The organism is Mesorhizobium sp. WSM4816, assembly GCF_055811535.1.
Genome location: NZ_JBVVQR010000005.1, coordinates 304,156 through 324,320, shown reverse-complemented (window position 1 = coordinate 324,320; position 20,165 = coordinate 304,156). Strand labels below are relative to the sequence as shown.

19 protein-coding genes and 1 pseudogene are annotated in these 20,165 nt (G+C 62.8%); 11 read left to right on the top strand and 9 right to left on the bottom strand.

Translation table 11 applies throughout. The features are described from left to right. Positions 1-37 precede the first annotated feature (37 nt). Positions 38-1,822: a single-stranded-DNA-specific exonuclease RecJ gene (gene recJ, locus AC0L3H_RS09290; RefSeq protein ID WP_473585251.1), complete on the top strand. Its 1,785-nt coding sequence runs from the start codon at positions 38-40 to the stop codon at positions 1,820-1,822. Positions 1,823-1,868: 46 nt separating this feature from the next. On the opposite strand, the gene AC0L3H_RS09285 is transcribed toward recJ, so the two are convergent. The 3 genes from AC0L3H_RS09285 to folE form a co-directional block, all read right to left on the bottom strand. Continuing rightward, positions 1,869-2,837 (bottom strand): patatin family protein, encoded by a 969-nt coding sequence (locus AC0L3H_RS09285; RefSeq protein ID WP_023801041.1) that lies wholly within the window; start codon positions 2,835-2,837, stop codon positions 1,869-1,871. Positions 2,838-2,921: 84 nt separating this feature from the next. Next, positions 2,922-3,392, bottom strand: coding sequence for a phosphoribosyl-AMP cyclohydrolase (gene hisI, locus AC0L3H_RS09280; RefSeq protein ID WP_128170794.1), 471 nt, complete (start codon positions 3,390-3,392; stop codon positions 2,922-2,924). A 138-nt stretch (positions 3,393-3,530) separates the two neighbouring features. After that, complete coding sequence (folE, locus tag AC0L3H_RS09275) at positions 3,531-4,166, bottom strand: GTP cyclohydrolase I FolE (protein WP_287062877.1); 636 nt, start codon at positions 4,164-4,166, stop codon at positions 3,531-3,533. A 240-nt stretch (positions 4,167-4,406) separates the two neighbouring features. Between folE and AC0L3H_RS09270 the strand changes: the two genes are divergently transcribed. The 5 genes and pseudogenes from AC0L3H_RS09270 (at position 4,407) to AC0L3H_RS09250 (ending at position 9,388) form a co-directional block, all read left to right on the top strand. Further along, positions 4,407-4,853, top strand: a complete 447-nt coding sequence (locus tag AC0L3H_RS09270; protein WP_473585250.1) for an iron-sulfur cluster assembly scaffold protein — start codon at positions 4,407-4,409, stop codon at positions 4,851-4,853. Positions 4,854-4,860: 7 nt separating this feature from the next. Continuing rightward, positions 4,861-5,211, top strand: a complete 351-nt coding sequence (gene yidD / locus AC0L3H_RS09265; protein ID WP_473585249.1) for a membrane protein insertion efficiency factor YidD — start codon at positions 4,861-4,863, stop codon at positions 5,209-5,211. A gap of 152 nt (positions 5,212-5,363) precedes the next feature. After that, positions 5,364-6,203 carry a class D beta-lactamase gene (gene blaOXA, locus AC0L3H_RS09260; protein ID WP_473585248.1) on the top strand — a complete coding sequence of 280 codons (840 nt, stop codon included), beginning with the start codon at positions 5,364-5,366 and terminating at the stop codon, positions 6,201-6,203. 166 nt (positions 6,204-6,369) lie between these two features. Beyond that, the gene (gene thrS, locus AC0L3H_RS09255) at positions 6,370-8,346 is read left to right on the top strand and encodes a threonine--tRNA ligase (protein ID WP_473585247.1); all 1,977 of its coding nucleotides are present in this window, start codon (positions 6,370-6,372) and stop codon (positions 8,344-8,346) included. A gap of 102 nt (positions 8,347-8,448) precedes the next feature. Further along, a pseudogene (locus AC0L3H_RS09250) lies at positions 8,449-9,388 on the top strand (lysophospholipid acyltransferase family protein). Positions 9,389-9,436: 48 nt separating this feature from the next. On the opposite strand, the gene AC0L3H_RS09245 reads toward AC0L3H_RS09250, so the two are convergent. Next, on the bottom strand, positions 9,437-10,402 hold the full coding sequence (locus tag AC0L3H_RS09245; protein ID WP_473585245.1) for a hypothetical protein: 966 nt from the start codon (positions 10,400-10,402) through the stop codon (positions 9,437-9,439). A 155-nt stretch (positions 10,403-10,557) separates the two neighbouring features. Here AC0L3H_RS09245 and AC0L3H_RS09240 point away from each other — a divergent pair, with 155 nt between their 5' ends. Both AC0L3H_RS09240 and AC0L3H_RS09235 read left to right on the top strand, forming a co-directional pair. After that, positions 10,558-11,142, top strand: coding sequence for a nitroreductase family protein (locus AC0L3H_RS09240; protein WP_473585244.1), 585 nt, complete (start codon positions 10,558-10,560; stop codon positions 11,140-11,142). Further along, positions 11,143-11,751, top strand: coding sequence for a flavin reductase family protein (locus AC0L3H_RS09235; RefSeq protein WP_473585243.1), 609 nt, complete (start codon positions 11,143-11,145; stop codon positions 11,749-11,751). Positions 11,752-11,765: 14 nt separating this feature from the next. On the opposite strand, the gene AC0L3H_RS09230 is transcribed toward AC0L3H_RS09235, so the two are convergent. Together AC0L3H_RS09230 and AC0L3H_RS09225 are read right to left on the bottom strand one after the other, a co-directional pair. After that, on the bottom strand, positions 11,766-12,647 hold the full coding sequence (locus AC0L3H_RS09230) for an HpcH/HpaI aldolase/citrate lyase family protein (RefSeq protein WP_473585242.1): 882 nt from the start codon (positions 12,645-12,647) through the stop codon (positions 11,766-11,768). Between the two features lie 3 nt (positions 12,648-12,650). Continuing rightward, positions 12,651-13,124 (bottom strand): MaoC family dehydratase, encoded by a 474-nt coding sequence (locus AC0L3H_RS09225; protein ID WP_473585241.1) that lies wholly within the window; start codon positions 13,122-13,124, stop codon positions 12,651-12,653. A 237-nt stretch (positions 13,125-13,361) separates the two neighbouring features. Here AC0L3H_RS09225 and AC0L3H_RS09220 point away from each other — a divergent pair, with 237 nt between their 5' ends. Continuing rightward, on the top strand, positions 13,362-14,483 hold the full coding sequence (locus tag AC0L3H_RS09220; protein WP_091597123.1) for a DUF2336 domain-containing protein: 1,122 nt from the start codon (positions 13,362-13,364) through the stop codon (positions 14,481-14,483). 77 nt (positions 14,484-14,560) lie between these two features. Here the strand turns inward: AC0L3H_RS09220 and dapB are convergent, their stop codons facing one another. After that, on the bottom strand, positions 14,561-15,343 hold the full coding sequence (dapB, locus tag AC0L3H_RS09215; protein WP_473585268.1) for a 4-hydroxy-tetrahydrodipicolinate reductase: 783 nt from the start codon (positions 15,341-15,343) through the stop codon (positions 14,561-14,563). Positions 15,344-15,487: 144 nt separating this feature from the next. Further along, positions 15,488-16,252 (bottom strand): dienelactone hydrolase family protein, encoded by a 765-nt coding sequence (locus tag AC0L3H_RS09210; protein ID WP_473585240.1) that lies wholly within the window; start codon positions 16,250-16,252, stop codon positions 15,488-15,490. Between AC0L3H_RS09210 and AC0L3H_RS09205 the strand changes: the two genes are divergently transcribed. Next, positions 16,239-16,607, top strand: a complete 369-nt coding sequence (locus tag AC0L3H_RS09205; RefSeq protein ID WP_473585239.1) for an Imm8 family immunity protein — start codon at positions 16,239-16,241, stop codon at positions 16,605-16,607. The genes AC0L3H_RS09210 and AC0L3H_RS09205 overlap by 14 nt on opposite strands. 52 nt (positions 16,608-16,659) lie before the next feature. Here AC0L3H_RS09205 and parE read toward each other — a convergent pair whose 3' ends face one another. After that, positions 16,660-18,711, bottom strand: a complete 2,052-nt coding sequence (gene parE / locus AC0L3H_RS09200; RefSeq protein ID WP_473585238.1) for a DNA topoisomerase IV subunit B — start codon at positions 18,709-18,711, stop codon at positions 16,660-16,662. A gap of 267 nt (positions 18,712-18,978) precedes the next feature. On the opposite strand from parE, the gene AC0L3H_RS09195 reads away from it, so the two are divergent. Then, positions 18,979-20,148 carry a GGDEF domain-containing protein gene (locus tag AC0L3H_RS09195; protein ID WP_473585237.1) on the top strand — a complete coding sequence of 390 codons (1,170 nt, stop codon included), beginning with the start codon at positions 18,979-18,981 and terminating at the stop codon, positions 20,146-20,148. The last annotated feature ends 17 nt before the right edge of the window (positions 20,149-20,165 follow it).

Sequence of the window (20,165 nt, the reverse complement as noted above, 5' to 3'; positions counted from 1 at the left end):
TATTGTGAGAAATGACAATCCGCAGACGGCGCGTCGCATGACGGGCGAAAACCGTATCTTCCTCGATGTCAGGCAGTCGGCATCAGGTGTTTCCTGGGAGCACCGGTTGACCGAGCGGCAGGACATGACCGCGCTTGCCATAGCGCAAGGCTATGGCGTGCCGGACATCGTTGCGCGCGTGCTTGCCGGGCGCGGTGTTGCCGCCGAGCAGACCGAGCGGTTCCTTGATCCGACCATCCGCGACCTTTTGCCGGACCCGGCGTCGCTGACCGACATGGAAAAGGCCGCCGCCCGCATCGCCGGGGCAGTCGTTGCCAGGGAAAAGGTGGCGATCTTCGGCGACTACGATGTCGATGGCGGGGCCTCGTCGGCGCTGCTCAAGCGGTTCCTCACGCATTTCTCGGTGCCTGCGGAGATCTACATACCGGACCGTATCTTCGAAGGGTACGGCCCCAATCCGGAAGCGATGCGCGAACTCGTCTCGCGCGGCGCGACGCTGATCGTCACCGTCGATTGCGGCACCAACAGCGCCGTCTCCGTCGACGCGGCGAACGCTGCCGGCGCCGATGTCGTGGTGCTCGATCATCACCAGCTCGGCGGTCCGCTGCCGGCAGCGGTTGCGGTCGTTAATCCCAATCGAGAGGACGACCTTTCGGGGCAGGGCCATCTTTGTGCCGCTGGCGTCGTCTTCCTGGCGCTGGTGCAAACGGCGAAGATCCTGCGCGGCCGGTTGCCCGATGCCGCACCGCCGGACCTGCTCGGTCTGCTCGACCTCGTTGCCCTGGCCACCGTTTGCGACGTGGTGCCGCTGACCGGCGTCAACCGCGCCTTCGTGGTCAAGGGACTGCAGATCGCACGCCAGCAGCGAAACGAAGGCTTGGCGGCATTGGCGCGGGTCTCGCGCATCGGCGAGCCGGTCAGCACCTTTCATCTGGCCTATCTGATCGGCCCGCGCATCAATGCCGGTGGGCGCATCGGCGACGCAGCACTCGGCAGCCGCCTGCTCGCCACCGACGATCCCGTCGAGGCCCGTACCATCGCCGAGACGCTGGACCGACTCAATCAGGAGCGGCAGCAGATGGAACTGGAAATGCTGGCCGCGGCACGGGTTGAGGCCGATGCCGAGCTTGCCGGCGGCAATGGCCCGGCCATCGTCGTCACCGCCAGCTCCAACTGGCATCCGGGCATCGTCGGCCTGCTGGCCTCGCGGCTCAAGGACCATGCGCGCCGGCCGGCTTTCGCCATCGCCTTCAACGCCAATGGTGTCGGCACCGGGTCCGGCCGTTCGGTGTCGGGCTTCGATCTTGGCCGGCTGGTGCGCGAGGCGGCCATTGCCGGGCTGATCGTCAAGGGCGGCGGCCATGGCATGGCGGCCGGCATCACGGTGGAGCGGGCGAAACTTGGCGCGCTCAGGGCCTTCTTCGAGGAACGAGCGGCGGCCGAGGTGTTTCGGCTGCAAAGCGAGGAAAGCCTGGCGATCGACGGCGCGCTGGCCGCCGAGGGCGCCACGCTTGGCCTGCTCGATGCGCTGGAGAGAGCCGGCCCGTTCGGCGCCGGGCATGTCGCACCGGTCTTCGCGCTGCCGCGCCATCGCCTTGCCGATGCGAGGCCGGTCGGCACCAATCACATCCGCGCCGAGTTGCAGTCGGAAAGCGGCGGCCGCATCCAGGCGATCGCGTTTCGCGCCGTCGATACGGCGCTCGGCGAATTCCTGTTCAAGAACAGGGGCAAGCCGGTGCATGTCGCCGGTTCGCTGTCGGGCAATCACTGGAACGGCAACCGCACGGTGCAGTTCCGCATCGTCGATGCCGCGCGCGCCTGAGGATAGCTTCCGTTTTCTGCGCGGACCTTCAGTTCGGGGTCGCGCTTCAGGCGAGAACCGCCTGCAGGCGGGCCAACTCGTCGATCTGCGCCATCGTCACCTGATAGCCGATGCGGATCGCCTCGTCGGCGCGATGGAATTCGGTCAGGCCGATGTGGCTGAGCTTTGGCTGCAGCGACATATCAGGCGGGTCGCCGGCAAGTCGCGCCCGCGAAATGCGATCCTGGATGATGTTGAAGGCTTCGACCATAACCCCGGTGATGCCGAGCCGTGTCTGGTACTGGTGCCCTGTGTCGATCAGGCCGGGCCTTGGCGCGTCCTTCTCGACGACCAGTTCGCCCGCGCTGTGCTTGATGACGGCGGCGCGGCCGAACAGATCGTAGTGAAGGTTCACCGCGACCACGAGCGGCTGCTCGTAGGCGCGGCAGACCGAGACCGGGACCGGATTGACCAGCGCACCGTCGACCAGCACGCGACCGTTGCAGCTGACCGGTTCGAATACGCCGGGCAGGGCGTAGGAGGCGCGCATGGCGGTGATCAGCGAGCCGCCCGACAGCCAGATTTCATGGCCGGTGCGGATCTCCGTGGTGACGCAGACGAAAGGTTTTGGCAGATCCTCGAAACGGATGCCGGCCATGTGCTCGCGCAGCCGTGCATCGAGCTTCATGCCGCCGAACAGTCCGCTGCCGCGCAGGTTGAGATCGAGAAGACCAAAAATGCGCCGCTTGGTCAGGCTTCTGGCGAATTCTTCCAGCTCATCCAGCTTGCCGGCAAGGTAGCAGCCGCCGACCAGCGCGCCGATCGAGGTGCCGGCGATCATCGACACTTCGATGCCTGCTTCGTCGAGCGCGCGCAGCACGCCGATATGGGCCCAGCCACGCGCGCAGCCGCCGCCCAGCGCCAGCGAAATGCCTGTTTTCCTGGCGGGGCTCTTTTCGGATGCACCGGCGGACGATGACAGGCCATTGGCCTCCCGAACGTCTGGTCTGTTATGCAATGACGCCCATTCGAGCATCACAATCTCCCTTGTCCCGCGGCTAAATTATCGGCAGGCCGTATCGAAATCATGAATATACGTGATTGCAGTTCGGCGAATGGTTCAAATAGATGGTTCATGAGGCTTTCGATACGTTTCTTGCGTATCGAACAGCGGCTTGCTGCCATCGCTGGCAAGCGTTCCCTTGCCGTCGATCAGTCCCACCGTCCGATAAAAGCAGGAACGCCGGCCGGTGTGGCAGGTTGCGTCGTGGCCCATCACTTTGACGCGCAGCCATATTGCGTCCTGGTCACAATCCGTGAGCATCTCGACGATTTTCTGGACATTCCCGGACGTTTCGCCCTTCTTCCACAGAGCGCTGCGCGAGCGCGACCAGTAGTGGGCGATGCCCGTTTCCAGCGTCAGCGCCAGCGCCTCGGCGTTCATATGCGCGACCATCAGCAGCATGCCGTCTTCGGCATCGGTGACGACGACGGTGACCAGGCCGCCGGCATCGAAGCGCGGCGAAAAGACCGTGCTTTCTTCCAGTGTTTTCTTGTCTGATGGAGCTTTCGGAAATTCTACTGCCGACATCGCCGGTCCTTGTTCAGAGCCTCGCCCAGTCCGATCGGATCGGCATGAGCGAGGCTCTGTCTTGTTGTTTGGCCATGATCTGATCCGAGAACCGGTTCTCATTTCTCGCGATCATGGCTGGCGGCCGGCGAGGCTCGTTCAGCCCCTGCCGCCGCGCACCATGGTGACGAAACGGACCTGTTCCTCGGGCGTGTCCTTGAAGACGCCGGTGAAGGTCGAGGTCAGCGTCGTCGAGCCTTCCTTGCGGATGCCGCGCATGGCCATGCACATATGCTCGGCTTCGAGCATGACGGCGACGCCGCGCGGATTGAGCACATCCTGGATGACGCCGGCGATCTGTGCGGTCATCGCTTCCTGGGTCTGCAGGCGCTGGGCGAAGATATCGACGACCCGGGCGATCTTCGACAGGCCAACGACCTTGCCGTCCGGCAGATAGCCGACATGCGCCTTGCCGATGACCGGCACCATGTGGTGCTCGCAATGCGAATGGAACGTTATATCCTTGACCAGGACAAGGTCGTCATAGCCGGCGACTTCCTCGAAGGTGCGGCCGAGTTCCTCGGCCGGGCACTTGTCGTAGCCGCCGAACATTTCGCGATAGGCCTTCACCACACGCTTTGGCGTATCGACCAGGCCCTCCCGGTCCGGATTGTCGCCGGTCCAGCGCAACAGCGTGCGAACCGCGGCCTCGGCTTCGGCTTCGGTCGGCCGATCGGTGACCGGCTTTTCCATATAGGCGGAAGGGGGCATGAATTTCTTGATGACGGCATCCATAAAGGCGTCTCCCGTAGTTCCCCTCTCAGGAGGAACGAGTTGAACGGACCACGACCTTTCGGGTGTTAGAAACGTGCCCTGTTTCCAGCCCGTAAGCGGCGTGAAGTGAATTGAGCAGGGACGCGGTCGTTGGTCGCCTTGTCCATACCCGAGTACCAGCATTATATATGATCGTTGCGAGCGAAAGGAAGGCCGTCTGCGGCAATCGCTGTTCGCTCGGCGGCGACGGATTGGAAAAATATGATCGACGACGTCTACAATGCGAAAATTCTGGGATTTGCCGGGAATATCGCGCGGATCGGCCGGCTCGACCATCCCGATGCAACCGCGCGCGCGCATTCCAAGCTGTGCGGCTCGACGGTGACCGTCGATCTGAAGATGGATGACGGCATCGTCACCGATTTCGCCCATGACGTCAAAGCCTGCGCGCTTGGCCAGGCGTCGTCCTCGATCATGGCGCAGCATGTCGTCGGCGCCAGCGCGGATGAGTTGCGCAGCGTTCGCGAGACGATGCTGAAGATGCTGAAGGAAAACGGCGCGCCGCCACAAGGCCGCTTCGCCGACCTCAGATATCTCGAGCCGGTGCGCGACTACAAGGCGCGCCATACCTCGACCATGCTGACCTTCGATGCGGTGGTCGACGCGATCGGCCAGATCGAGAAGAAGCGCGCCGAACAGGCGGCGTAGCCGTCAAATGGCCACGGATCACACGCATCAGAGGCCGCGATACACGCGCAACTGGCCAGGTCCCTGGCGCAAGACGCCCGGCCGAATCCTCGGCACCTCACTCGTCCGCTTCTACCAGCTGACGCTGTCCGGCTTTGTCGGCAATTCCTGCCGGCATTTACCGACCTGTTCCGAATACGCGCACGAAGCGATCGCCCGCCATGGGCTATGGGCCGGCGGCTGGCTGGGTTTTTTCCGCGTGCTGCGCTGCGGGCCGGGCGGAACGCATGGCATCGACCGGGTGCCGGAGGTGCTGGCCGAGCGCTATGTCTGGTTCACACCCTGGCGGTACTGGCGGATCGGGGAAAAAGCGCAGTGATCCGGAAACCGATGCCGGAGGGGCGTAAGCTCTGCATATAGAGCAGGATCTTTACGATTTGCTAGGGTTAACCGCACGTTGCGCATTTAAGACAAAATCGAGACAAGACGCCTCGCTAAGCCGCTCCTGATAGCCATCAGGAGAGACTGCCAATGCGCCAGATAGACCGCCGTCCATTCGTTTTCGCCTTGGCTATCTATCTTCTGGCCTGGCTTTTTGGTTTTCCGATCCGCGCTCAATCCGCGCCGCTGGGGGAGGTCGAATGCACGCTGATCCTGGATGCTGCAAGCGGTGAAACGCTGTATCGGGACGGGGTCTGCGACCAGCGCTTCAGTCCCGCCTCGACGTTCAAGGTCCCCTTGGCCCTGATCGGCTATGACGCCGGAATCCTGAGCGACGAGCACACGCCGGCGTGGGACTACAAGCCCGAGTTCGAGGCGGTCAAGCGGGACCAGAAAACCGTCGACCCGACGATCTGGGAAAAAGACTCGGTGCTGTGGTTTTCGCAGGAAATCACCCGCCGGCTCGGCAGCGAGCGGTTTGCCGGCTACGTCTCGAGATTCGACTACGGCAATACCGATGTTGCCGGCACTGCCGGCAAGAATGATGGCCTCACCCGGTCCTGGGTGAATTCTTCGCTTGAGATATCGCCGGTCGAACAGGTGAATTTCATGCGCCGGCTGCTTGCCGGCGAACTGCCGGTTTCGGCCAAAGCCCACGCGATGACCAAAGCGATCTTGCCGACCTTCCGGTCAGGTGGCTGGACGGTTCAGGGCAAGACCGGGACCACCAGGCTTGGCGAAAGCGCCGACAAGGGCCCGCTTGGCTGGCGCTCGCTTGGCTGGTTTGTCGGCTGGGCGAACAAGGATGCGCGCAGCATCGTCTTTGCCCGCCTGGTAATCGATACGAAACGTTCCGATACGCCGAAGGGGCCTCAGGCGCGGACGATGTTCCTGAAAGAGCTGCCGAATCTCGTCGACAGGAGCAAGTGATTGGCCATTCGCCTTTACGGCACGAAAATCTGCCCATAAAAGACTGCCGCCGGACGCATCCGGCTTTTTACTTTATGCATGTCGTCGGCCAAAAACCGCTGCACACTTTTGGGCGACATGCATTTCACCACCCGCGCTCGTTTGCGGGACTGGATAGGAGAATTTTATGCTGAATTCCGTTTCCCTGACATTTCCCGATGGCTCCGTCCGCGACTACGAAGCGGCGATGACCGGCGCCGGCCTGGCGGAATCGATCTCGAAGTCGCTGGCCAGGAAGGCGGTCGCCTACTCGATTGATGGCGTGGTGCGCGATCTTTCCGACCCGCTCGGCAAGTCCGGCAAGGTCGAGATCATCACCCGTGAAGACCCGCGCGCGCTGGAGCTCATCCGACATGACGCAGCGCACGTGCTGGCCGAAGCCGTGCAGGAATTGTGGCCGGGCACGCAGGTGACCATCGGCCCGGTGATCGAGAACGGGTTCTACTATGATTTTGCCCGCAACGAGCCGTTCACGCCCGACGATTTCTCGGTGATCGAGAAGAAGATGCGCGAGATCATCGCGCGTAACAAGCCGTTCACCAAAGAGGTCTGGTCGCGCGAGAAGGCGAAGAAGATCTTTGCCGACAAGGGCGAGCGCTACAAGCTGGAACTGATCGACGCCATTCCCGAAGATCAGGACCTCAAGATCTATGCGCAGGGCGATTGGTTCGACCTCTGCCGCGGCCCGCATATGGTCTCGACCGGACAGATCGGCAGTGCCTTCAAGCTGATGAAGGTGGCCGGCGCCTATTGGCGCGGCGATTCGAACAACCCGATGCTGACCCGCATCTATGGCACGGCCTGGGCCGATCAGGCGCAGCTCGATGCCTATCAGACCATGCTGGAGGAAGCCGAAAAGCGCGACCACAGGAAGCTCGGCCGCGAGATGGACCTGTTCCATTTCCAGGAGGAGGGGCCGGGCGTGGTCTTTTGGCATGCCAAGGGCTGGAGGCTGTTCCAGAACCTGGTCAACTACATGCGCCGCCGCCTCGACGAGCAGGGCTATCAGGAAGTCAACGCGCCGCAAGTGCTCGACAAGAGCCTGTGGGAGACGTCAGGTCACTGGGGCTGGTACCGGGACAATATGTTCAAGGTGACGGTTGCCGGCGACGACACCGACGACGACCGGATGTTTGCACTGAAGCCGATGAACTGCCCCGGCCACGTCCAGATCTTCAAGCACGGTCTGAAGTCCTACCGCGATCTGCCGGTAAAACTTGCGGAATTCGGCAATGTGCATCGCTATGAGCCGTCCGGCGCGCTGCATGGGCTGATGCGCGTGCGCGGCTTTACCCAGGACGATGCCCACATCTTCTGCACCGAGGAACAGCTCGCCGACGAGTGCATCAAGATCAACGACCTGATCCTGTCGACCTATGCCGATTTCGGCTTCGACGAAATCACCGTCAAGCTGGCGACGCGTCCCGAAAAACGGGTCGGCACCGACGCTATGTGGGATCATGCCGAGGGCGTGCTGCAGGACGTGCTCGACAAGATCGCAGCGCGGTCGGGCAACCGGATCAAGACCGGCGTCAATCCGGGCGAGGGCACGTTCTACGGGCCAAAATTCGAATATGTGCTGAAGGACGCCATCGGCCGCGATTGGCAATGCGGGACCACGCAGGTCGATTTCAACCTGCCGGAACGGTTCGGCGCCTTCTACATCGGCTCGGATTCGGAAAAAAAGCAGCCGGTGATGGTGCATCGCGCCATCTGCGGTTCGATGGAGCGCTTCCTCGGCATCCTGATGGAGAACTATTCCGGCCATTTCCCGCTGTGGTTCGCGCCGCTGCAAGTGGTGGTTGCAACTATCACCTCCGATGCCGACGACTACGCGCAAAAGGTCGTCGCGCAGCTGAAGGCGGCCGGACTGTTGGCGGAAGCCGATCTTCGCAACGAGAAGATCAACTACAAGGTCCGCGAGCACAGCCTGGCCAAGGTTCCGGTCATCCTCGTCTGCGGCAAGCGCGAGGCGGAGGAAGAGACGGTCAACATCCGTCGGCTCGGCTCGCGCGACCAGGAGTCGCTCGGCCTTGGCCAGGCGGTGGCGATGCTTGCCGAAGAAGCGGTGACGCCCGACCGCAGGCGCAAACGAGTGGCCTGAGTTCAGCCGGATTGTCGACGAAATGGCGGTGGAGCGATCCACCGCCATTTTCAGATACCCGCCAATTCATACGCTTGTCACGCCAGCCTAGTAACGAGCCTCATGCTCAAGCTGAAGATGCGCGAAAGACCGTTTCCGGAGCTCTCCTATGCCAGCTCGCATCAGCCGGCATTGACGCGCTGGTTCATCCACTCCATCGAAGGCCTGTCCGGCCGCGATCGCTTCGCGGCGCTCTATGACTTTTGGCGCCGCCATGTGGCGCCGAGCGGCGAGCGCGTGTTCAGCCGCATGCTGGAGCTGATCGATGTCAGGGTGCGGACCACCGGCCAATGGCCGCCGGAAAAATTGCCTGACACGCCGCTGGTGATCGTCGCCAACCACCCGTTCGGCATCGGCGACGGCATTGCGGTGCTGTCGCTGGCCGAGCAGCTTCAGCGCCCGTTCCGTGTCATGATCCACAAGGATCTGCTCAAGATCCGCGAGATGGAGGCCCTATTCGCTGCCGATCGACTTTTCCGAGACCAAGGACGCGCTCAGGAACAACATGGCGGTGCGCCATGAGGCGGTGCGGCTGCTGAAAGACGGCGTCATCATCGTTGTCTTCCCCGCGGGCGGCGTCGCCACCGCGCCGAAAGGTTTTGGCCGGGCGCGCGACCTGCCGTGGAAGATGTTTCCGGCCCGTCTCGTTAGGGATGCCAAGGCGTCGGTTGTCCCAATGCACTTTTCCGGCCAGAACGGGCGGCTGTTCCACCTGGTCAGCGGACCCATGAACCTGGCCGAGCGTGACGGGCGCGTGGCGAAGTTCGTCGGCAGGGCTTCGCTGACGCTGCGTACTTCGCTGCTCATCCACGAATTCGGTCGGCTGTCCGGCAAATCGATCGATGTGCGCGTCGGCGACGTGCTGGGATGGGACGAACTGGAGCAGGTGGGCGACCGCAAGGCTTTGCTCGAGCGGCTTTACCGGGCTGTCTTCGATCTGGCTCCGGCGGAACCGCGCGGCCGCGGCCAGTTTCTGCCGCAACGCACGCGTAACGCGGCTTGATCGGCAATCATACGTTGCTGGACCGGTTCCCGCACAGGGTTCGGACGTCTAGTCCGCGCCTTCCTGGGGATCGATCGCCGAGGCCTCCGTGGCCAAAACCTGGATTTCCTGGTTCTGCCCGGCCACGACCGTAAAATCTTTCTGGTAGATGCGGTCGCGGTTCTTGGCGATGATTGTGTAGTCGCCCTCGGCAAGCACCATCGAAGCAAAGGCGCCGACGGTTTCCTGGATGGGGTCGCCGGATTCGTTGAGCAACGACCAGGAGGTGTCGGCGATCGCCTCTCCGCCCGGCTCGCGCACCAGCTTCATGGTCATCTCCGCCGCACGATGCTCGACGGCTGCTTCGGTCAGCTTGCCGGCCTCGACGCGGATGTCTGAGCGGATGACCGCATTCACCGAGCCATAAGTCGAGACGACGTGATAGACGCCCGCGTTCAGCCGCACGACGCTGTTCGGCTCGACGTCGGGTATGATCAGGGCGCGATCGTGATTGGCCTCGGCCTGGCCTTCATAGATCGAAAAGCGCAATTTCTTCGGCGGTATGCGCACCCCGCCTGACAGCACGGCGTCGAGCTTGAGTCCGCCGGCATCGAGCACGAGGCTTTCGCGCTTGGCGTCCTTGCCGACGGTGATGCGCTTGGTGGCTCCGGCCCGGCCGTAAGAGGCGTGGACCAGATAGCTGCCGGGCTCGAGCTGGAACACCGCGCTGCCGCCATGGGCGGAAGCGACCATCGGCAGCTTGCCGTCGCCGGTGGCGTCAGGCTTGAAGACGCGCCAGACGATGCCGCGTGTGATGTCGGCGCCCTTGTCGGTCAATTGCGCCGACAGCGTGATCGCCCCGCTGCTCGCCGCTGCCAGCGGTGCATCGCTTTTCGGGGGCGCATAGTTCGACATTCCGGGAAGTTTCAGATCACCGAGGCCGTCCGCACCCTGCGCGACGGCAAGCGACACCGGCACCATCAACAGTGCGGCTGCGAGCCAGATCAGGAAAAGTCGCAATGTCCCCTCAAACATGGCTTGCGTTGAAGCCCAAGGCGGTGGCAATTTCAAGGCTTAAGAGTCTGATCAGCTTCTGCTAGAGGCTCTTTGTCGGCGCGCCGCGCCAATGCCCGAGCCGCCCGATGCCCCGATGGTGCGCTTCAGCTTAAATTCCAAGGAGTCTTGCGCCCATGGCGTCGCCGATCATCGACTTTCTGCTGACCCGAAATTCCGCGCCGATCCCGGAGTTGAGGGAACCGGCGCCCAGCGACGCTCACATCGCGACGATGATTGCAGCCGCCTCGCGGGTGCCGGATCACGGCCGGCTCGAGCCCTGGCGCTTCATCCTCTACCGGGGCGAGGCGCGCGTCGAGATCGGCAAGAAGCTGGCGGCCCTTGCCGCACAGCGCGAAGGGCCGCTGCCGGAAGGCCGCCATAACCAGGAACTGGCGCGCTTTTCGCGCGCGCCTTTGGTGATCGGCGTGGTGTCGAGCCCGAAGGAAAACCCAAAAATCCCGCAATGGGAGATGTTCCTGTCCGGCGGCATGGCGGCGATGAACCTGATGCTATCAGCCAATGCGCTGGGCTATGGCACCAACATGATCAGCAACTGGTATTCCGACGTGCCGGAGGGCAGGGCGATCCTGGGGCTGGCGCCGCATGAGCGGGTGGTCGGCTTCATCCATATCGGCACCTACCAAGGGCCGGCGCCGGAGCGGCCGCGGCCGGATCCGGCAAAACTCTATGCCGATTATGCAGGGCCATGGGTGGGCTGAATGTTCTACGAGCCGGCAAAGGGGCATGGGCTGCCGCATGATCCGTCCAAGGCGATCGTGGCGCCACGGCCGATCGGCTGGATCTCGACGGTGAACAAGGCCGGCGAGGTCAACCTCGCCCCCTATTCCTTCTTCAATGCGTTTTCGACGCGGCCCTTCATCGTCTGGTTTTCGTCCGAAGGCGAGAAGGACAGCGCCACCTTCGCCGAAGAAACGGGCGAGTTCGTCGCCAATCTCGTCAGCCGCGATCTCGCTGAAAAAATGGTCCGCACCGCGGTCGATGCGCCGCGCGGCGTCACCGAATTCGACTATGCCGATCTCGCCATGGCGCCGTCGCGGCTGGTTGCGCCACCCCGCGTGGCGGCGGCGCCCGCGGCGCTTGAATGCCGGGTGACGGAGATCATGCGTCCAAAGGCGCTGGACGGGACACCGACCGGCGCCATCGTCGTCGCCGGCGAAGTCGTCGGTGTGCATATCGACGATGCCTTCCTGAAAGACGGCATCTTCGATATCGTCAGGGCGGGCAATGTCGGCCGTCTCGGCTACATGGATTATGCCAGCGTCAGCGAGATCTTCTCGATGCGCCGGCCTCATTGGGGAAAAAATTAGGGCTGGGGAAAAGATCAGGCCGAAATCCCCGCCGCCCTGGCGCGTGCCAGAAGCCTCTCGGCCAGCTTGAGATGCGGCCGGTCGTACATCTTGCCGCCGATGCCGACGACGCCGGGATTTCCAGCCGCCTCGAATGCCTGGACGATTGCCAGGGAGTGTTTCACCGCCTCGGTCGACGGCGTGAAGGCGGCGTTGATGACAGGCACCTGCGCCGGATGGATCGCCATCTTGCCGGTGAAGCCGTCGCGCTCGGCCTCGGCGCATTCCGCCGCGAAGCCGGTCATGTCGCGAAAATCTGGGAAAACCGTGTCGATCGCCGCGACTTCCGCGGCACCGGCGGCGAGGATGGTCATGGTGCGGGCGAAGCGGAACACATCGGTGTAGCGGCCATTCTCGTCGCGGGCCGTGCGCGCACCGATTGCTGCCGAGAGATCTTCCGCACCCCAGGTCACGCCGACAAGCCGCGCACTTGCCTTGGCGTAGCTCGCGGCCGCCAGCACGCCGGCAGCTGTTTCGGTGATGATCGGCAGGATTTTTATCGCACCGTCCGGCACCCCGCTTTCGGCCTCGTGCACCCTGAGCTTGGCCGAGAGCTGCTGGACATCCTGTCCGCTGTTCGACTTCGGCAGCATGATGCCGTCGGGTTTCACTGGCACGAGTGCCGCCAGATCGTCATCCGCCAGGCCTGTCGAGAGATCGTTGATGCGGACATAGATCGCGGATCTGGTCTGATGCCTGTGTTCGGTGATGAAGCGTGCGGCGATATCGCGGGCCAAGGTTTTGTTTTGTGGCGCGACCGAATCCTCGAGATCGACGATGATCACGTCGGCGTCGGCGCCAATCGCCTTTTCCAGCTTCTTTTCCGTATCGCCGGGAACGAACAGCAGCGAGCGCATCGGTCAGGCCTTCTTCATCATCATCGCCTGCCTCGTGCATTTGGCGACGAGCACGTTGTCCTGGTTGTAGGCGCGGTGCTCGAATTCGACGATGCCGCGGTCCGGCTTCGACCTGGAGTCGCGCACCGACACCACCGTCGTCTCGACGCGGATGGTGTCGCCGTGGAAGACCGGATGCGGAAACACCGTCTCCTTCATGCCGAGATTGGCGACGGTGGTGCCGACGGTGATGTCGTTCACCGAAATACCGATCATCAGGCCCAGCGTGAACAGCGAATTGACCAGCGGCTTGCCCCATTCGCTTTTGGCGGCGAAATCGAAATCGATGTGCAGCGGCTGCGGGTTCAGCGTCATTACCGAGAACAGCATGTTGTCGCTTTCGGTGACGGTTTTCCGCAGCGTGTGCCGGAAGACGTGGCCGACGACGAACTCTTCCAGATAAAGCCCGGCCATGATCGATCTCCTCCGCTGCCGCATCGCCCCGAAAATCGGAATCGATTTTTGGAAAGCACGATGCTTCAAAGTGTTAGCGTGCTTTGTGCGTCCGAAAGCGCGCAAGTCGCTCTAAGGGTTGATAGGCGCTGCCTACCGCGCTCGCAAGCCAGTTAACAAAGAGGGGCAGTTAACAAAGATGGTGAACCGTTCGTAAACCATTTCTGCCTACGGTCTTCACTGGGGCGGGAACGGACTCGGGCTAGGGGCATAGCGGACGGCATGGTTGTTTCGCATTTCCTGAAATGGATTCATACGGCAAGGGTCTCTGAGCGCGCCGCGGCAGCAAGCGCATTGGCTCGCGCCTACATCAATGCCGAACTGCCTTTCGAGGATCGCTGCGCGGCGGAGGCGGCGCTGACGCTGCTGCTCGACGATACCTCGTCGAAAGTGCGGCTGGCGATGGCAGAGGCGCTGTCGATGAGCCATCACGCGCCGCTGCAGATCATCAGCGCGCTGGCGTCCGATCAGCCGGAAGTCGCCAGCCTGGTGCTGGCACGTTCGCCGCTGCTTACCGATGCCGATCTGATCGACCGGGTTGCCGGCGGCCAGAAGGCGATCCAGAAACTGATCGCCGATCGTCCGCGCGTCTCCATGGCGGTCGCCGCCGCGATCGCCGAAATCGGCGAGCCGGAAGCCTGCGCCACGCTTCTCGCCAACAGCGGCGCCGACATCGCTTCGCTCAGCTTCCGCCGTATCGCCGAACGCCATGGCCATCTGCCTTCGCTGCGCGAAGCGCTGATATCGGATGCGCGTCTGCCCGCTGACTGCCGGCATATGCTGCTGATAAAACTTGGTGAAACGCTCAAGGGTTCACCGCTGGTTCTGGCGCTGATGGGCCGTGCCAGAACCGAGCGCGTCATGCGCGACGCCTGCGTCAAGGCTTCCCTGACGCTGATCGAAGGCACGCGCCAGGAAGAACATGCGGCGCTCATCGAGCATCTGCGCCTGCGCGGCGACCTGACCGCAAGCTTCATCATTCGCACCATCGCGCACGGCAAGGTCGATTTCTTCGGCTCGGCGCTGGTCGCGCTCAGCCAGCAATCCGAACAACGGGTGAGGGCGCTGCTGGCCGGCGGGCACGACGTGGCGCTGCAGGCACTGCTCCGCAGCGCTGGCCTGGCCGCGGCCACGCACGCCATCATCCTGCGCGCGCTGAAGGTCTGGCGCGAGGTCGCCAATGGCAAGCGCCTCGCCGGCGTCCAGGAAGTCAGCTGGCTGATGCTGAAGGAATTGGGCGGGCAGTCCGCCGAAGGCGATCTCGCCGGATTGGTCAAATCGATCCACCTCGATGCGCTGCGCGAAAACGCGCGCGGTCACGCGCTGGCGATCGCGGCGGCCTAGTGGTGAAAATCTGACGGTTGATACCCAAATCGAATTGCAGCAATGGGTGAAGAGCAGTCCTTGCGGCAGTTGCAAACTCAGCGGGAGATTGGGGACAACCCGAGAACGTCCTGCATGTCGTATTCGCCGGGTCCATGGTCTGAAACCCAGCGTGCGGCAGTCAACGCACCGCGCGCGAACATGCCGCGATCCAAAGCGGAATGCGACAGTGTCAGAATCTCTTCGTCGGCGGCAAATACCACACTATGCTCTCCAATGATGCCGCCGCCTCGCAGTACGGAAAACCCGATTTCACCAAGCGCTCGCTCGCCAATAATACCATCGCGCCCGCGCCGTTCGACGGGAGCAAGCGGAACGCCCCGACCACTGGCCGCTGCTTCGCCTAGCATCAGCGCCGTTCCAGATGGTGCATCGATCTTCCGGCGATGGTGAGCTTCATGGACCTCGATATCCCAAACTTCAGCTGGGAAAGAGCGCGCGGCGCGCTCAACTAGGCCCACCAGCATGTTCACGCCAAGGGAGAAGTTGCCTGAACGCACGATCGCTATTTTACGTGCCGCCTCGGCGATCCGAGCGAGGTGAGTGTCCTCAAACCCTGTTGCGCCGATCACCATTGCTGGTCGACCCATCGCGGCGCACTTTTCTGCAAGCGCCGCCGATGCTTGGCCGGTCGTGAAATCCACGACGACATCCGCAGCGCGGAGCGCTGCGTCAACATCAATCAATCCGTCGACGACTTTTTCGGGGCGTCCGAAGCCTCCTACGAGCGAAAAGGCAGGTGCTGCGGCCACAGCAGCGAGTAATGCTCTGCCCATGTGGCCCTGCGCGCCAGCGACAGCGATTCTAATAGCAGGCACCAATGTTCTTCCCTTAGCAACATCCAGATTAAAATCGACGGTTTCGTATCGATTTTGTACCGTCGCAGAAGTGGCCCATCGCGACAACGTCTAAGGTCCGCAACGGGGTGATGGAAAGCGGCCTTGCGGCACAAGTGTCTGTCTGGATCAGTGTCCAAGCGTTTCACTCAGGAAACCGTGTGAATCCTGAAACGAGCGATTGGCGGCGAGTTCATTGTATTGCAGGAAGTGGCCGAAGGACGAGATGCCCGTTTTCAGGTTCTCGGCGTCGAATGCGTGCGGGGCGTCCGGGTAGACGATGAGTTTGACGGGGCTCCCTTTGCCGCTGCGTTGCTCCATCATTTTCCGGCAGGCCGCCGCCGGGGTCCAATCGTCGCGTTCGCCGACTAGGATCAAGGTCGGAACGGCCATCTCACCACTCGTTACCGAGCATGAGGGGTAGTAGGCAATCGCAGCTTGGAATTTCTGCTTCATAAGCGCTTCCGCAGCGCCAAGCTGGACGGCTTGCAGCACAGCGATTCCGCCAGCGGACAACCCCATTACCGCGACGCGTCGAGAGTCGACGAAGCCGAGCGTGGTGAGGAATTCCAAGGCGCCGTAGGCATCGTTGACCCGATCGTAAAACAGCCGGTCGCAGGTATGCCGGATGCCGCGCGTCGTGAAACTGTCGACGGCTAATACGACATACCCCCAGGACGACAATCTTCCTGACCAGGCCTCTCTTTCTCGGAGGCCAAGGCCGGCACAGCCGTGAAGCAGGACGACAGCCGGGAACGGTCCATCCCCTGATGGGCGTGTCAGGAATCCCTGTATCGGCGCGCCGGAAAAAATCTTTGGTTCTTCGCCTCGCACCGGACCATGGCCAGTGCCCTTCGGTTGGCGAATGGGTGCATCACGGATGCACGCCTTCATGAGAGCACAGTACAAGGGTCACCGAATTCTAGACACCGATGCCGGGGCTTTTGCCCTCGATGCGTGGAACCCGCGCGATCCCACTGACTTCTCCGTCACTATTGCTTTCTATGCCGGTCCAGAAGGAGATAACAGCGCCGACGCATTTACAGCGACTGTCTGCTCTCCCAATTGGTTCCCTCGATCTCAGGGCGGTTTTTGCGGCGGAAAGTGTGATTTTCATGCGCGTTTCGACTACCTCGAGCTCGAAAAGTTTCTCAGGGATCGTTGTGCTGCGACCGAGGGGGAAACCTGGCAGGCCATCGGCGCGCAACTCACCAGACTAGGGCGCTGGGAGTTCGCCTATCGCCTTTGAAATTTCAAACTGAGACACTACCTGCCGTTGCGGTTCGCCGAGCCGAAGAAATTCAGATATCCAGCACTTCCGTCTCGGCAAACTCCGCGCGTTCCTGGATGAAGCGGAAGCGGGCTTCCGGCTTGGTGCCCATCAGCGCGTCGACCGCATCCTTGGTCGCCGCCTCGGCATCGATCACGTCGACCCTGAGCAGCGTGCGCTTTCTCGGGTCCATGGTGGTTTCCTTGAGCTGGGCGGCCATCATTTCGCCCAACCCCTTGAAGCGGCCGATTTCGACCTTGCCGCGCCCGGTGAACTCGGTGCGCAGCAGTTCGTCCTTGTGCGCATCGTCGCGGGCATAGGCGACCTTGCCGCCCTGGCGGATCGAGTAGAGCGGCGGCACCGCCAGGTAGAGATGGCCGTCGCGGACCAGGCTCGGCATCTCCTGGTAGAAGAAGGTGATCAGCAGCGAAGCGATATGGGCGCCGTCGACGTCGGCGTCGGTCATGATGATGACCCGGTCGTAGCGCAGATCCTGATCGCGGTATTTTGACCGCGTGCCACAGCCAAGCGCCTGGATCAGGTCGGAAATCTGCTGGTTGGCAGCCAGCTTGTCGTTGCCGGCGCTGGCGACGTTGAGAATCTTGCCGCGTAGCGGCAGCACTGCCTGGCTGGCGCGGTCGCGCGCCTGTTTCGCCGAGCCGCCGGCCGAATCGCCCTCGACGATGAAGAGCTCGGCGCCGGCCGCGGCATTCTGCGTGCAGTCGGCGAGCTTGCCGGGCAGGCGCAGCTTGCGCACCGCGCTCTTGCGCGAGACTTCCTTTTCCTGGCGGCGGCGCACCCGCTCGTCAGCACGCGCGATCACCCATTCGAGCAGCTTCGAAGCTTCCTGCGGGTTGTCGGCCAGCCAGTGGTCGAAGGGGTCGCGGATCGCGGCCTCGACGATCCTGATCGCCTCGATCGTCGCCAGCCGGTCCTTGGTCTGGCCGACGAATTCCGGCTCGCGGATGAACACCGACAGCATGGCCGCCGCCGAGATCATGACGTCTTCCGAGGTGACGATCGAAGCGCGCTTGTTGCCGACCAGCTCGGCATAGGCGCGCAGGCCGCGCGTCAAGACGTTGCGGAAGCCAGCCTCATGGGTGCCGCCTTCGCCGGTCGGGATGGTGTTGCAGTAGGAGTTGAGGAACCCGTCGCCGCCGAACCAGGTCACCGCCCATTCGAGCGAGCCGTGGCCGCCTTGCCTGTCGCTTTTGCCGGCAAAGATTTCGCGGGTGACCTGGAATTCGTCGCCGAGCGAGGCTTTCAGATAGTCCTTGAGGCCGCCGGGAAAATGGAACTCGGCCTTGGCGGGCGTCGTGTCCTTCTCCTTGATCAGCGAGGGGTCGCAGGTCCAGCGGATCTCGACGCCGCCGAATAGATAGGCCTTCGAGCGCGTCATCCGATAGAGCCGCGCCGGCTCGAAAGCAGCACCCTTGCCGAAGATCTGCTCGTCGGGATGGAAGCGTATCCTGGTGCCGCGGCGGTTATGCACCTCGCCGAGCTGCTCTAGGCCGGTCACCGGAACGCCCCGCGAAAAACGCTGGCGATAGAGCTGGCGGCCGCGCGCGACCTCGACCTCGAGATGGTCCGACAGCGCGTTGACGACGGAGACGCCGACGCCGTGCAGGCCGCCCGAGGTCTCGTAGACCTTGCTGTCGAACTTGCCGCCGGAATGCAGCGTCGTCATGATGACTTCGAGCGCAGGCTTCTTGAATTTCGGATGCGGATCGACCGGAATGCCGCGGCCATTGTCGGTCACCGCCAGATATCCGTCGGCCGAAAGCTCGACATCGATGAAAGTCGCGTGGCCGGCGACCGCCTCGTCCATCGAATTGTCGATGACCTCGGCGAACAAATGGTGCATCGCCTTGTCGTCGGTGCCGCCGATATACATGCCGGGCCGCCGCCGCACCGGCTCCAGCCCTTCCAGAACCTCGATGTCGGCGGCACTGTAGCTCTCGCTACCGTCGCGGGATGCCGGGCGCTTCGCCGCCTGCACCAGCGGGTCGGCCGGGCGCGCGGTGGCGCGAACCGGTTGCGGCTGCTTGTCCAAATTGCCGAAAAGATCGTTGCTGTCGTTCATGCTGGTCCTGGATTGCGATGCTGCGAATCACCACCCGATACTGCCACGCTTTTTGCGGGCAGGCGACGGAGGTTCCCGTTACGTTCGAGGATAGAGCCTCTTACTGCAAAACCATTCGACAACCAAGCGGCGGAAATGGGCCGAGGGCATCGACGCTTTGTAAACCTTGTCCGGAGGTTGCGCCGGAAGGTTGGCCGAAAAAGGGTATTCGCGGATTGCTGCTGACCTAGAATGCGGCAGGACCCGAGAAGAGGCTGTCGCTTACGCATGTTGGATTACAGTTCGCTCCTGCTTGCGGCAGCGCTGTCGGGCACGTGCCTCAGCATCACCCTGTTTGCGATCTGGTGCACCGCGCCACAGGCACGCTTTGTGCTGACGGTGGCGTGCGGCATTCTCGTGCTCGTCGCACATGTGGTCTTGTTCTGGCACTATGCCAAGCATCCCAGCCCCTGGCTTTGTCAGATTCTACTTGCGCTTCTCAGCCTGGGCCTTCTGACCCTCTGCCTGTCGGCCATGCAGTATCTCGGCGTCCACGACTACAGGCGCGCCATCTTGCCGACCCTGGCTGCGATGGCGGTTTGCGCAGGCGCGACGTCGCGGGGCTTTGACGGCGTCGGCTTCATCGTCACCTACGCGACGGTAACGGCGCTGCTCTCGCTTATCGGGGTGATGTTCTGGATCAAAGGTGGTCATGATCGCCGGATATTGCTGGTCGTTTCGTTCCTGAGCGGCGTCTGTGCCCTGTCCTTCGGACTTTGCGGCGCGGTCCTGCTGGTCAAGGGCCAATGGGTGCTCGGCGTTGCGCCCGACAACTGGGCCGAACGGTTGAATTCCGCCGTGGCGGTCGCCTGCATGACGGGGCTCGGCGCATTGACGCTCTCCCTGCACCATTTGCAGGCGCAGATCGAACTGAAGGCCGAGACCATGACCGACCCATTGACCGGGCTGATGAACCGGCGGGCGTTGACGGCATTCTACGGCGAGCGGATTTTCGGCCCGTTCATGTCCGTCGCCATGTTCGACCTCGACCATTTCAAGAAGACGAACGATGTATTCGGTCATCCGGTCGGCGATCAGGTTCTGCGCCGCTTCGCCGCTGTCGTCAGAAAATACTCCAGGACCGGCGTCGACGCCTTCCGGCTGGGCGGCGAGGAATTCGTCCTCGTCATGTCGCGGATGACTGAAGAGAAGGCTTACGACATTGCGAGCAAGATCAGCGTCGCCTTCGGCACGGAAGTCGTCGCCACCCAACTTGGTCCGTTGCGCAGCACAGTCAGTGGCGGCATCGGCTTTGGCGGGACGGATGGCACCAGTCTCGACAATGTGCTGGCCGAAGCCGACGCCGCACTCTATGCGGCAAAGCGCGCCGGGCGAAATCGCGTCGTCGCCCAGAACAAGGCGAGCAAGGCCGACGCGCCGGCCTTGCGTTCTGCCTGATTGAGGCTTCTATCTTC

Coding starts and splice junctions, on each gene's coding strand:
- recJ (WP_473585251.1), top strand. CDS start 38: ATGACGGGCGAAAACCGTATCTTCCTCGATGTCAGGCAGTCGGCATCA.
- AC0L3H_RS09285 (WP_023801041.1), bottom strand. CDS start 2,837: ATGCTCGAATGGGCGTCATTGCATAACAGACCAGACGTTCGGGAGGCC.
- hisI (WP_128170794.1), bottom strand. CDS start 3,392: ATGTCGGCAGTAGAATTTCCGAAAGCTCCATCAGACAAGAAAACACTG.
- folE (WP_287062877.1), bottom strand. CDS start 4,166: ATGGATGCCGTCATCAAGAAATTCATGCCCCCTTCCGCCTATATGGAA.
- AC0L3H_RS09270 (WP_473585250.1), top strand. CDS start 4,407: ATGATCGACGACGTCTACAATGCGAAAATTCTGGGATTTGCCGGGAAT.
- yidD (WP_473585249.1), top strand. CDS start 4,861: ATGGCCACGGATCACACGCATCAGAGGCCGCGATACACGCGCAACTGG.
- blaOXA (WP_473585248.1), top strand. CDS start 5,364: ATGCGCCAGATAGACCGCCGTCCATTCGTTTTCGCCTTGGCTATCTAT.
- thrS (WP_473585247.1), top strand. CDS start 6,370: ATGCTGAATTCCGTTTCCCTGACATTTCCCGATGGCTCCGTCCGCGAC.
- AC0L3H_RS09245 (WP_473585245.1), bottom strand. CDS start 10,402: ATGTTTGAGGGGACATTGCGACTTTTCCTGATCTGGCTCGCAGCCGCA.
- AC0L3H_RS09240 (WP_473585244.1), top strand. CDS start 10,558: ATGGCGTCGCCGATCATCGACTTTCTGCTGACCCGAAATTCCGCGCCG.
- AC0L3H_RS09235 (WP_473585243.1), top strand. CDS start 11,143: ATGTTCTACGAGCCGGCAAAGGGGCATGGGCTGCCGCATGATCCGTCC.
- AC0L3H_RS09230 (WP_473585242.1), bottom strand. CDS start 12,647: ATGCGCTCGCTGCTGTTCGTTCCCGGCGATACGGAAAAGAAGCTGGAA.
- AC0L3H_RS09225 (WP_473585241.1), bottom strand. CDS start 13,124: ATGCGGCAGCGGAGGAGATCGATCATGGCCGGGCTTTATCTGGAAGAG.
- AC0L3H_RS09220 (WP_091597123.1), top strand. CDS start 13,362: ATGGTTGTTTCGCATTTCCTGAAATGGATTCATACGGCAAGGGTCTCT.
- AC0L3H_RS09205 (WP_473585239.1), top strand. CDS start 16,239: ATGCACGCCTTCATGAGAGCACAGTACAAGGGTCACCGAATTCTAGAC.
- AC0L3H_RS09210 (WP_473585240.1), bottom strand. CDS start 16,252: ATGAAGGCGTGCATCCGTGATGCACCCATTCGCCAACCGAAGGGCACT.
- parE (WP_473585238.1), bottom strand. CDS start 18,711: ATGAACGACAGCAACGATCTTTTCGGCAATTTGGACAAGCAGCCGCAA.
- AC0L3H_RS09195 (WP_473585237.1), top strand. CDS start 18,979: ATGTTGGATTACAGTTCGCTCCTGCTTGCGGCAGCGCTGTCGGGCACG.